Below are 12,175 nucleotides of genomic sequence, written 5' to 3'. Positions count from 1 at the left end.
AGTGGTCTGAGCCGTTAGTTCGTCGGGGGTATTTGCCAGGCTGTCGGGTCGCCGAGGTAGAGCCCGCATGCGGTGTCGAGTGCGTCTTCAGGGCTGCCGGTGAAGTCGCCTGTAGGCAGCAGCGAATCTTCGTACTTGCCCTTGGACGCGAGGTGGATCGCGAAGCCCCATCTGCTAGCGGAGCCGTTGTATCGCAGCCGCATCAACACCAGGACCGACTCGTCCGGTAGTACACCGTCGACGTAGGCGAACGCGCCACGAAATCGGACGTTGACTCGCGCGAGTTGCGGCCACCTCGTTCGGGCGTGGCCGCTGAGCTTGAGGCGCAGTGAGCTTTTCGTCGATTCCGGTGGTGTCGGCACGCATCCGATCGTGCCCGATCCGTGTGGTCCACCCAACATTTCGCGGATCATCGGCGTGCCGCGGCCCGAGACAGGTGTGACTCAGGTGTCCTTTTGAGGCATGAGTGACAAAACCGCTCGACCCTCGGCCTGCGTGATCGTCCTGTCCACCAGCGACCGTCAGGTTCTCGAAACATGGGTGAGGTGTGGGTCGACACCGCAGAAGACAGTGCTGCGGTCTCTGATCGTGCTGCTCGCCGCGGACGGCTGCACCAACGCAAGTATCGCCATCGAACTCGACGTTCATCCCGACACGGTCCGTAAGTGGCGCAGCCGGTTCCACCATCACGGTATCGATGCCCTCGCCGACGCACCACGGTCGGGCCGGCCACCGATCTACACCCCCGCTGACATCGCTGCAGTGAAAGCGTGGGCGTGTCAGATCCCGGCCGATCACGATATTCCGATCGCACGGTGGTCCACCCCGGAACTCGCCGCCCAACTCGCACGCGACGGCATGACCGTCTCGGTGTCGACGGTGCGCCGGTGGCTGGACGAGGATGCGCTCAAACCGTGGCAGCATCGCTCCTGGATCGCCGCCCGCGACCCGAACTTCGAGATGAGAGCATCTGTCGTTCTCGACCTGTACGCACGCCGCTACGCAGGCAAACCGTTGGGCAGCAACGAGTTTGTGATCTCGGCCGATGAAAAGCCGTCGATCCAAGCCCGCGACCGCTGCCACCGCACCACCGCCGCCGCACCAGGTCGCCCGATGCGCGTCAGCCACGACTACCGCCGCCGCGGCGCGCTCACCTACCTCGCTGCCTACGACGTCCACACCGCACGGGTCTTCGGCCGCTGCGAGCAAAGCACCGGCATCACCGAGTTCACCGCCCTCGTCGATCAGGTCATGACGAGCGAACCGTACGCGTCCGCCGACCGGGTGTTTTGGGTCGTCGACAACGGCTCCTCGCACCGCGGACAAGCATCGATCGACCGCCTCACCGCCCGATACCCGAACGCGGTCATGGTGCACACCCCGGTGCACGCATCATGGCTCAACCAAGTCGAGATCTACTTTTCCATCGTCCAACGCAAAGTCCTCACGCCCAATGACTTTCCCGACCTCACCTCAGTCGAGAACCGGTTGCACACCTTCGCCGAACGCTACAACCGCACCGCCGAACCCTTCGCCTGGAAATACACCCGCCGGGACCTCCACCGCCAACTCAAACTGATCGATCAAAGCAGCGAGGCGGCATGACCCCCCGACGAACTAACGGCTCAGACCACTAAGCACCAGACGGCGGCGACCATACGGATCGAAACGGACGACACTGAGCATTCGGGTCGGACTCAGGGCAGTGAGTTACGCCGATCCAAATTGCGCGAGTTCGCGTCTTGGATCGGATGAAGCTGTCTGCGCACCAGACGATGACCGAGGTGTACATGTGAGTCTCGAATCCCGCTGTGCTGCAAAGTTGTTTGCAGATCGTAGCCGTGTAGTGCGGCCTCACGTGTCGCATACTGCCGTTGTGAAATTTCGATCGGGTACTGGCGGGGGGTGGAGCCGCGTACCCTGACACCGGTGTCGGGAAACGAACACAGGCAGGGTCGAGCCGAACGTGCTGCAGATGAGCTGGTCTCGGTGCTGCTGATTGCTGACCCGGGTAAACCCACGGCCCTGGCGCATCGGCTGGCTGCGCGTCTACCGGAGCGCTTACGGCGCCGCGGCCGCCCCGAGCGTGTGTGGACGGTGTCTGTGCGCAGCGAGCCCTACCTCTCCGACGAGCAAGCCGACTTTTCCCACGTGATCGACGCGGTCGAGCCGTCGTCGGAGGGTGAGGATGTCGTGGTGTACCTCACTGATCTCCCACGGCGCGAGGACACCTTGCCGGTGGTGGCCGACGTCAGCGCCGAACACCTTTTCGTGCTCATCTCCATCGCCGCTGTGGGCGGCATTCGCATCGAGGGTCGCATTCGTACCATCGCACAACTCGCCATCGCGTCCGCCCTCGGTGAACCGGAACTCGCGCCGTCCGGTGCGCGACGACGGTTTCCGTCCGTGCAAATCGAAGCCGGTATGCGCTACTTCGCGCCCTCGGGACTGCGGCGACTGCGGCTGCTGTCAGGGATGGTGCGCGCGAACCGGCCATGGCGGCTGGTCACCGGGTTGTCAAAAGTGCTTGTCGGCGCTTTCGCCACCGGTGCATTCGCGCTGGCCACCAGCACAATCTGGCAGTTCGCCGACACGATGGGCCCGTGGCGTATGAGCGCGGCGACGCTTCTGTCGATCGCGGCGATGGTCCTTTGGCTGGTCCTCGATCACGAGTTATGGGAGCGGCCGACATCGCCGGAGGAGCGAGACCGGTCCGTGCTCTACAACACTGCGACCGTCGTTACCCTGGCAATCGGCGTCGCAGTCCTCCACGTGGCACTGTTCGGCCTCCTCCTGCTCACCGCGTGTGTCACTCTTCCCCCGGACCTGCTCTCCAACACCCTCGGACACGACGTGAACTTTTCCGACTACCTCACTCTCTCATGGCTACTGGCGTCCATCGCGACCATCGGTGGCGCTCTCGGTTCGGGTCTCGAGGACGATTCCGCCGTCGCAGACGCCGCATACGGGGTCCGGCAACGGCAACGCTTCGAGAACACGCAGAAACGGTCCGTCAAAGCGGAATGAAGTTCTGACGCGAAGGGTCGTCATCATCGGCTCCCCGGAAGTACTTGAGGTGTCGCGAATGCGCTCGTACTCGCGGCGGTCCCGGGCCAGGACCGACCAGTCGATGCGTCGGATCCTGAACCGTCACCATTAACAATTACTGTTGTTGCGCAACCGATATCGGATTGTCCAGATCTGATGAGACTTCACTTCTGGTGATTGTGCGGGCGAGCTGCCTGATTCGGGTTTCAGAGCTTGTTGGCAAGCACATCGAGGTAGCTGATCTCGGGTGGTACAGAGAAGAGCTCGTCGGCGCGTTCGCCAAGGGCCTTGCCGACCGGGCCGCCGAGGTGGGTGTCACGGGCGGCGTCGTCGGGGAACGCGTCGATGATGCCGTACGTCGACGGGCCGAACCGCACCGCAAACCAGGGTTTGGTCCCAGGCTCCTGTTCGACGAGGGGCAGCGCAGATCGGAGGAAATCTTCCACTGCGCTTTCCTTGCCGGGTTTGGCTTCAAGTCGGACCAGTAGCGCTTTGTTAGCCATGTCGGATCTCCTATTTGAGGTAGTTGACATGGTCCAGCATCACACCAATGACCGGTTAAGGGAAGGATTCCCGGGGCCAGGTTTCAAGCAATACGGTCATGCCCCTAGTAGTCGCGGAGCCGAGAGAGCAGACTCGATGTCAGGAGCATTGAGCATGCCTGTAACGAGGTCGCTACAGTCGGCCTTGAAGCGAAAACCACTCTGCTTAAAGGTTTTGGGTCTGCTCACGTTCGCGCGCTGGGACTATTGTCTCCCAGTGGAGCCGTTCCCGCGACTGAACGTTCCTTCGGTTGAACAACGATTCTGGCGCAATTGATCGAAAAACTATGTACAACAACATGTCTTGTCGACTCTGACGGTGGCCTGCCGTGTCCGCTCTCTCGTGCGGTCGGTGGAAACCGAGCACAGTAATCGTCTGCCGTCAGAGCTAACGAAGTCGCGTCCGGCCACCGAGATCAGCTCGTGGACACGAGCTACAGCGGTTGTGCCCTGGCCGCTGATCGTAGTCGCCGAGCGCGCTCGCTCTCGACCTGCTCTGCTGGGCTGTAACGATCCTGCGAAGACGCCGGGCAAGACCATATCGCCGGACACAGCTGCAGAGCGGCCGTGATCCGAGCTGGGGAAACGGAGCGAAGTATGGCCCGCCGGCTACTGTATGCGGCAGCACACGCTGCTCGGCGGCAGCAAGGTCGGCGAATCCGTTACCCAGCGAAGCGCGCCTACTGTGCATGGTATGGACCGCGATGGTGGACGACGCCCTGGCCGAGGCCTCCAGTTCTACCGCGCCCAATTCTGATGGACCAACGCTGGGAACGGTTGCCGGCAAAATCCACCCTCGACGGCATCGCAGCCGTCACCGGTCAGCCATACCTCACCGTCCTCAAAGCAGTCCTGCGCGATACGGGCTACCTCGACGACCAGGACGCAGACGCGCCTGCGGCAACGTAGAAAGCGTTCTGGTAGCCACTTCAACAACGCGTGGCGGATCATGCTCGCCGAGGAAAGAACACGAAGTCGACCATACCGGGTGAGAGATGCACTTTTGCTTGCCACTTTTGCTTGCCGAATCGAGAGGTTCCCCGGAACGGTGAAGCGTTGTTACGCAGCGATCAGGTCCGCGGTCAGTGTGCCCCTCTCTGCGGCGGCGTGACGAGCTTTTCAGTTGGAGTTGCGACCAACCCACCCACCCGCGAGTGCGACTTCGGTGGGACCCGTGGACGGATCAGGCTGCGCTCGCGTCGTCGTTGTGCACCACGGGTCTCGGCGCACTCGGGTGTCGAGGACCGCGGTCGCCCAGCGAGGTGGAGTTTTGTTGAACTTGCGGGCGAGCAGTTGTCGGCCGATGGTGCAGAGGTTGTCGGCATGCATGTCGAGGTATCTTATTTCGGTTGGTGCAGAATAGATTTCGCCAGGAGCGTTCGCCGAGGTCCTTGCCGGCTGGCCCATTGCGGGGTGTTTCACGGGCGGCCGATCGGAAACCGGTCGATGATGCCCAACGTCGAGCGGTTACCGCCAACCAGGGCTTCGTGCCGGGCTTCTGTTCGACGAGGGAGGGGCCGATCGGAGAAGTTTCTCGACTGGCCGTGGTCCGGCAACACACCATTGACCGGCAAAAGAAAAGGAGCTCCCGGGTCGAGATTCGAGGAATCCGGTTTTTGCCCTAGTAATCGCGGAGCTGAAGGAGGAGACTCTTTGGTGGAAGGAATGGACACCACTGGAATACGTCCGATGTGACGCGAAATATGGTGGTGTGCCAATGTTCTAGGTTTTCTTCGATTCCGTGCGCTGGAGCGTCTACCCCAGTGGCACGTTTTATTCGGTCGCTCAGATGGATTCGCTCGTGGCCGCCGGGCTGGATCAACCGGAAGCGCAGGATCAGGGGGGCGGAGACGAAAGCGCTTTTGTACGGATGGTCACGTGATACTCGCGTGAAGGATATTCGCGATACGAGGGGGCAGAGACTGCCCGCAGTTGTGCCGGTGTCGTTCGTTCTCGGATGCGACGAACTGCTGAATCGACCGGACGCCGACTCGGTACGCACGGGCTCGGCGATTCCGAAGTCAATGACGCCTGGGAGGAATCACGTAAGAGTCACCGATCTACCTCTAAGGTGCGCACGAAAACATCTGTCCGCCAAGTTGTTTCGTCGATCGGCGACTACGCTCGCATTGGTCCTGCAGACCGCGGCCTGCTCACCACCGCTCGGACACTCTGCTCGGCCTGCTCATGTAGGCGCTTCAGGGCTGCCGGCGCGGTTTCACCTCAATCCAGTCAGTACAACCACGTCACTACGAAGTCCTTGCCGATGTCGAGGTAGCGGGCGAAGCCGTCCGCGTGCTCACCGGCTGGACCGATCGAAAGGAATGAGTCATGGCGACCGCTGTGGGAATAGACCTGGGCACAACCAACTCGGTTATCGCAAGCTGGCAAGGCGGCGAGCCGGTGGTGATCTCCAATGTAGAGGGAGCACGGACGACGCCTTCGGTGGTGGCGTTCACCGAGAATGGTGAGCGTCTGGTGGGCCAGCTTGCACGACGGCAGGCGATCTTGAATCCGAAGGGCACGATCTACTCGGCGAAACGCTTCATCGGACGCCATTACGACGAGGTCTCCGAGGAGGCCAAAGCGGTCAGCTTCGACGTCGTGCCGGGTGACAGCGGTGAGGCCCGATTTGACGTGCGCGGAAAGAAATACGCACCGGAGGAGATCAGCGCTCTCGTGCTGCGCAAGCTCGTTGACGATGCAAGTAAGTTCCTCGGTGAAAAGGTGAAGGAAGCGGTCATCACCGTTCCTGCATACTTCAACGACGCGCAACGAAACGCAACCAAGGACGCCGGCCGTGTCGCAGGCCTCGAGGTTTTGCGGATCATCAACGAACCGACCGCTGCGGCACTCGCGTACGGCATGGACAAACAGACCCACGAAACCGTATTGGTCTTCGATCTCGGCGGCGGAACGTTCGATGTGAGCCTGTTGGACGTCGGTGAGGGAGTAGTCGAGGTTCGTTCCACGGCCGGCGACTCCCACTTGGGCGGCGACGACTTCGACCGACGCGTTGTGGACTACCTCGCCGACGAGTTCCAGCGCACGGAGAACATTGATCTGCGTAAGGATGCGCAGGCGTTGCAACGACTGTTCGAAGCCGCGGAGAAAGCAAAGGTTGAGTTGTCTTCGGTGACCCAGGCCCAGGTCAACCTGCCCTTCGTCACCGCTGACGCGAATGGTCCGAAACATCTCACCACTACGATCATGCGATCGAAGTTCGATGATTTGACTGCCGATCTGGTGGAACGGTGCCTCGGCCCGGTCAAGCAGGCGATGACTGACGCAAAGGTCGCCGCCAACGATATCGACGAAGTGATCTTGGTTGGCGGTTCGACACGTATTCCGTCCGTGCAGGCGCTGGTCCGCCGGCTGACCGGCGGCAAGGACCCCCACATGGGCGTCAACCCGGACGAGGTCGTTGCCCTCGGAGCCGCAGTCCAGGCGGGGGTGCTCAAGGGCGAGGTTTCCGATGTGTTGTTACTCGATGTCACCCCCCTGTCCCTCGGCGTCGAGACGCAGGGCGGGGTGATGACCAAGATCATCGAGCGGAACACGACGATCCCGGCACGGCGCAGCGAAGTGTTTTCCACGGCGGAAGACAATCAGGCCGCCGTGGACGTCGTGGTGCTGCAGGGCGAACGCGAGCGGGCCGCCGACAACCGGGTGCTGGGTCGGTTCCGGCTGGAAGACATCCGGCCCGCGCCACGTGGCGATGCCCAGGTGGAGGTCATTTTCGACATCGACGCCAACGGCATCCTGAACGTCACCGCTCGCGACAAGGACACCGGTAAGGAACAGAGCATCACGATCAGCGAACAGGGCAACCTGGACCAGGGTGAGGTCGAGCGCATGCTGGCGGAGGCCGAACGGAACCGGGGCGAGGACGAGGCATTGCGAGAGGCCGTCGACGCACGCAACGGGCTCGATTCGGTTGCGTATCAAGTGGAGCGGCGACTCGCGGAACTCGGTGACAGTGCCCCGCCCCACGAGAAGGCGCGGGCCGAGATGCTGATTGCCGACGCCAGAAAGGCCGTGCAAGACGGCGCTTCACCAGCAGAAGTCCAGCCACTCACCTCGGAACTGCAACAGCTGCTCTACGGGCTCGTCCCAGACCAGCCAGATGCCGGCCACGCAGGCGGCGCAGAGGCTGCGTGGTCGGATGACGACGACGTGATCGACGCCGAGTTCGATCGAAGCTGAGGCGCCCGATGGAAATGTCTGCAGATCGCTCGACGACTGAGCCGACCACTGACGGTGGCGACACGGATCAGGGCAAGACCGCGCCGGATGGCACCGACGCGGGGGCCGAGCTGTCTCAACTCGAGGACCGTTGGCGCAGGAGCCTCGCCGATCTGGATAACCTGCGCAAGCGGTACGCCAAGGATCTGGACCGTGAACGCGCCGCGGAAGTAGCGAAGGTTTCGGCGGCGTGGCTGCCGATATTGGACAACTTGGAGCTTGCACTTGCCCATACGGGCAGCGATCCGCAGTCCGTCGTCGATGGTGTGAAGGCAATCCGGGATCAGGCGGTGCAGGTGCTCTCGCGACTCGGCTTCGAGCGCCACGACGAGGTCGGTGTGCCGTTCTCTCCGGAACTGCACGAAGTGGTCAGTGTGATAACCCAACCCGACCTTCCGTCCGGGACCGTGGTCGAGGTCTTGCGCCCGGGTTATGGAGAGGACGGGCGACAGTTGCGGCCCGCCGCGGTGGTCGTCAGCCGCCCCGAGGGGTGAGCACCGATGGCCGGTGACTACTACGAAGTGCTCGGGGTACCGAGGGGCGCCGGCACCGACGAAATTCAGCAGGCGTACCGCAACCTGGCGCGCAAGTACCACCCCGATGTGAACAAGGATCCCACTGCGGAGGACAAGTTCAAGGACGTCAACGAGGCCTACCAGGCGTTGTCCGACCCGGACACCCGGAAACGCTATGACCGATTCGGTGACGACTTCCGGCGTGTACCCGAGGACTACGACGAACGGGTGCGGGCAAACGCCGCCGGGTACGGCGGTGGCGGGCGAAGGGTGCATTTCGGCGGTGAGGGTGCCGTCGACTTCGAAGACCTCTTTGGCCAGATGTTCAGCGGAGGCGGTGGGTTCGGACCGATTCCCGGCGCCGATCAGGAAGCCGAACTGGAACTGGCTCTGGAAGAGGCCTATCAGGGAGGAAAGCGCACTCTCAGGCTGGACGGACGGCAGTACGATGTCGACATTCCGGCCGGCGTCCTGGACGGCCAGCGAATCCGTTTGGCGGGACAAGGCGGCCGAGGCAACGGTGACGCACCGCCTGGGGATCTTTACCTCGTGGTGCGGATCAAACCGCACTCACGGTTCCGCGTACAGGGCCGGGACATCTACGTCGATCTGCCCGTGTCGCCATGGGAGGCAGTTCTCGGGTCTACAGTCGTCGTTCCCACACCGGGCGGTGAGGCGAAAGTCAAAGTAGTGCCTGGCTCTTCGACTGGTAGGAGGCTGCGCCTGCGCGGAGAAGGGATGCCCAGTCCGCGCGGCGCTACCGGCAACCTCTACGCCGAAATCAAGGTGATGGTTCCGTCGAGACCGACAGCACGCGAACGCGAACTGTTCGAGCAATTGGACGCCGAATCGAACTTCAATCCGAGGAAAGAGACATGAGCACCTCACCGCCGATCACTCAGTACGTATTGGTTCGCCGTACCGGATTATCGCCAGACGCTTTCGCCGAACGTACTGGGCTGCACCCGGATCTGGCACGAAAACTGGTGGCTCTCGGCCTGCTCGACGCCCACCGCTACTCCGGCGGTGAGATGTCGTTCGACCAATCTGAGGTAACCCACGCCGCACGCATCCAACGGCTGCGGACGGGTCTGGGCCTCAACTACTCGGCAATTGGGCTCGTGCTCGATCTGTTGGATCGAATCGAAAGTCTCGAAGCAGCGGACCGCAGAAGGGGGACGTCCTCATGGACACCGGTAGTTTGACCGAAAAGTCACGAGAAGCGTTACAGGAAGCCCAGAATATCGCGACGAGAATGGGCCACACCGAGGTAGACGGAGAGCACCTGCTGCTCGCATTGGTCGATCAGCAGGATGGGTTGGTGCCCCGACTGCTCGAACAGGCCGGCGCGAACGTCGACGCACTGCGATCCGATCTGGATCGCGAACTGTCGCGTAGGCCGAAGGTCAGCGGCCCCGGTGCAACGCCCGGCCAGGTGATGATCACCCAGCGTCTGGCCAAGCTGCTCGACGCCGCAGAGCGAGAGGCGAAGAGACTCAAAGACTCCTACGTGTCTGTGGAACACCTTGTGATGGCTCTCTCCGAGGAAGGGTCTGCTACTGGTGCGGCCGGGCGGGTCCTCGCCAGTCATGGGGTCACGCGGGACGCCTTCCTCGCCGCGCTCACGAAGGTGCGCGGCAATCAGCGTGTCACGTCGGCAACCCCGGAGGGGGCGTACGAGGCATTGGAGAAGTACGGGCGCGACCTCGTCTCCGAGGGGCGGGCAGGTAAACTCGATCCGGTCATCGGCCGGGATGCCGAAATACGCAGGGTGACTCAGATCTTGAGCCGGAAAACGAAGAACAACCCGGTGTTGATCGGCGACCCCGGTGTAGGTAAGACTGCGATCGTCGAGGGTCTCGCGCAGCGGATCGTCCGCGGCGACGTGCCCGAGGGCCTGCGCGACAAGACGATCTTCTCGCTCGACATGGGTTCTCTGGTGGCCGGTGCGAAGTATCGCGGCGAGTTCGAGGAGCGACTGCAGGCCGTGCTGTCCGAGGTGAAGGCTGCCGAGGGACGCATCCTGTTGTTCGTCGACGAGCTACATACCGTGGTCGGCGCGGGATCAGTCGGCGGCGAGGGGTCTCTCGACGCCGGCAACATGCTCAAACCAATGCTCGCCCGCGGCGAACTGCACATGATCGGTGCCACCACTCTCGACGAATATCGCAAACACATCGAATCCGATGCGGCACTGGAGCGTCGATTCCAGACCGTTCTCGTCGACGAGCCCGGCGCCGAGGATGCGATCTCGATTCTGCGCGGACTTCGAGAACGCCTCGAGGTGTTCCACGGTGTGAAGATTCAAGACGGTGCATTGGTGGCCGCCGTGACCCTCTCGCACCGATACATCACCGACCGCTTCCTTCCGGACAAGGCGATCGATCTAGTCGACGAGGCGTGCGCTCGGCTCCGTACCGAAATCGATTCGATGCCTGCCGAACTCGACGAGCTCACCCGGAGGGTGACCCGTCTGGAGATCGAAGAGGCCGCACTGTCCAAGGAAACGGACGCGGCCAGCAAGGCGCGCCTCGACGAGTTACGGAAAGAGCTGGCCGACCTGCGGGCAGAGGCAGACGCCCGGCACGCTCAATGGGAGGCGGAACGACAGGCGATCCGGCGGGTGCAGGAGCTGCGGGGAGATCTGGAACGTTTGCGCCTCGAAGCCGAGGAAGCCGAGCGCAACTACGACCTCAATCGGGCAGCCGAGTTGCGATACGGCGAGATCACCGAGCTGGAACGCCGGCTCGAGGCGGCAGAGGAGCAACTGGCCACCAGGCAGGGGCGAAATCCGTTGCTGCGTGAAGTGGTTACCGAAGACGAGATCGCAGAGATCGTCGCCGCATGGACAGGCATCCCGGTCGCCCGGTTGCAGGAAGGTGAGCGGGAGAAGCTGTTGAAGCTCGACGAGATCCTGCACGAACGGGTCGTCGGCCAGGACGAAGCGGTGCAACTGGTCGCGGACGCAGTGATCCGGGCGAGGTCCGGTATCCGTGATCCGCGCCGGCCGATCGGTTCGTTCATCTTCCTCGGCCCGACGGGCGTGGGAAAGACCGAGCTCGCAAAGACGTTGGCCAGCGCCCTATTCGACAGCGATGACAACATGGTGCGCCTAGATATGAGCGAGTACCAGGAGCGGCACACGGTGAGTCGACTCATCGGTGCACCTCCCGGGTACGTCGGTTACGACGAAGGTGGCCAGCTCACCGAGGCCGTGCGGCGCAAACCGTACTCCGTGGTGCTCTTCGACGAGATCGAGAAGGCCCACGCCGACGTCTTCAATACCCTACTGCAGGTGCTCGACGACGGCCGGATCACCGATTCTCAAGGGAGACAAGTTAATTTCCGGAACACAGTGATCATCATGACCTCGAACATCGGATCCCAGCATCTTCTCGAGGGGGTCACAGTTGACGGCGAGATCAAGCCGGACGCCAGGGAACGGGTGATGGCAGAACTGCGCGGGCACTTCCGCCCCGAATTCCTGAACCGGGTCGACGACATAGTGCTGTTCTCCCCGCTCACCCTGCCCCAGATCGAGCACATAGTGGAATTGCAACTCACCGAACTGCGAACCAGGTTGTCGGAGAGACAGATGCAACTGGAGATCACGCCGGAGGCGCGCCGACTGATCGCCGAACACGGGTTCGACCCTGTTTATGGTGCGCGGCCGCTGCGCCGATACATCGCGCACGAGGTCGAAACCAAGATCGGCCGTGCACTGTTGCGCGGCGAGATCAAACCGGACAGCACTATCAGCGTCACAGTGGACGGCGACGAACTTTCCGTGGCGTATGCCGAACCCGCCTTCGCGGCAGCCTGAGA

Annotated in this window: 11 protein-coding genes and 1 pseudogene; 9 read left to right on the top strand and 3 right to left on the bottom strand. The window is 62.5% G+C overall.

Going from position 1 to position 12,175, the window contains the following annotated elements; translation table 11 throughout:
* Positions 1 to 14: 14 nt before the first annotated feature.
* Positions 15 to 362 (bottom strand): hypothetical protein, encoded by a 348-nt coding sequence (locus BFL43_RS09140; protein ID WP_084889720.1) that lies wholly within the window; start codon positions 360 to 362, stop codon positions 15 to 17.
* Between the two features lie 100 nt (positions 363 to 462).
* Here BFL43_RS09140 and BFL43_RS09135 point away from each other — a divergent pair, with 100 nt between their 5' ends.
* On the top strand, positions 463 to 1,605 hold the full coding sequence (locus BFL43_RS09135) for an IS630 family transposase (protein WP_084889713.1): 1,143 nt from the start codon (positions 463 to 465) through the stop codon (positions 1,603 to 1,605).
* Between the two features lie 324 nt (positions 1,606 to 1,929).
* Positions 1,930 to 3,027, top strand: a complete 1,098-nt coding sequence (locus BFL43_RS09130; RefSeq protein ID WP_084892244.1) for a hypothetical protein — start codon at positions 1,930 to 1,932, stop codon at positions 3,025 to 3,027.
* A gap of 227 nt (positions 3,028 to 3,254) precedes the next feature.
* On the opposite strand, the gene BFL43_RS09125 is transcribed toward BFL43_RS09130, so the two are convergent.
* Positions 3,255 to 3,551, bottom strand: a complete 297-nt coding sequence (locus BFL43_RS09125; RefSeq protein ID WP_084892236.1) for an antibiotic biosynthesis monooxygenase — start codon at positions 3,549 to 3,551, stop codon at positions 3,255 to 3,257.
* An 816-nt stretch (positions 3,552 to 4,367) separates the two neighbouring features.
* On the opposite strand from BFL43_RS09125, the gene BFL43_RS29745 reads away from it, so the two are divergent.
* Entirely contained in the window at positions 4,368 to 4,499 is a 132-nt protein-coding gene (locus BFL43_RS29745; RefSeq protein ID WP_276206101.1) for a hypothetical protein, read from the top strand.
* A gap of 210 nt (positions 4,500 to 4,709) precedes the next feature.
* On the opposite strand, the gene BFL43_RS29145 is transcribed toward BFL43_RS29745, so the two are convergent.
* Complete coding sequence (locus BFL43_RS29145; protein WP_084892235.1) at positions 4,710 to 4,919, bottom strand: hypothetical protein; 210 nt, start codon at positions 4,917 to 4,919, stop codon at positions 4,710 to 4,712.
* A gap of 833 nt (positions 4,920 to 5,752) precedes the next feature.
* Here BFL43_RS29145 and BFL43_RS29880 point away from each other — a divergent pair.
* The 6 genes and pseudogenes from BFL43_RS29880 to clpB all read left to right on the top strand — a co-directional run.
* Positions 5,753 to 5,918 (top strand): annotated as a pseudogene (locus tag BFL43_RS29880) (glycine zipper family protein); the annotation flags it as partial.
* 3 nt (positions 5,919 to 5,921) lie between these two features.
* Positions 5,922 to 7,796: a molecular chaperone DnaK gene (gene dnaK, locus BFL43_RS09110; protein WP_084892234.1), complete on the top strand. Its 1,875-nt coding sequence runs from the start codon at positions 5,922 to 5,924 to the stop codon at positions 7,794 to 7,796.
* An 8-nt stretch (positions 7,797 to 7,804) separates the two neighbouring features.
* Entirely contained in the window at positions 7,805 to 8,329 is a 525-nt protein-coding gene (locus BFL43_RS09105; RefSeq protein ID WP_084892233.1) for a nucleotide exchange factor GrpE, read from the top strand.
* A gap of 6 nt (positions 8,330 to 8,335) precedes the next feature.
* A complete protein-coding gene (locus BFL43_RS09100) occupies positions 8,336 to 9,229 on the top strand; it encodes a J domain-containing protein (RefSeq protein ID WP_084892232.1) in 894 nt (297 codons plus the stop codon).
* A complete protein-coding gene (locus BFL43_RS09095) occupies positions 9,226 to 9,555 on the top strand; it encodes a chaperone modulator CbpM (RefSeq protein ID WP_084892231.1) in 330 nt (109 codons plus the stop codon). Before BFL43_RS09100 ends, BFL43_RS09095 begins: the two co-directional genes overlap by 4 nt.
* Complete coding sequence (gene clpB, locus BFL43_RS09090) at positions 9,537 to 12,173, top strand: ATP-dependent chaperone ClpB (RefSeq protein ID WP_084892230.1); 2,637 nt, start codon at positions 9,537 to 9,539, stop codon at positions 12,171 to 12,173. The genes BFL43_RS09095 and clpB overlap by 19 nt, the downstream gene beginning before the upstream one ends.
* The last annotated feature ends 2 nt before the right edge of the window (positions 12,174 to 12,175 follow it).

Origin of the sequence: Williamsia sp. 1135 (assembly GCF_002095395.1) — a bacterium.
GTDB lineage: Bacteria > Actinomycetota > Actinomycetes > Mycobacteriales > Mycobacteriaceae > Williamsia.
The sequence above is the reverse complement of the archived record's forward strand: the minus strand, read 5'-3'. Positions and strand labels throughout refer to the sequence as shown.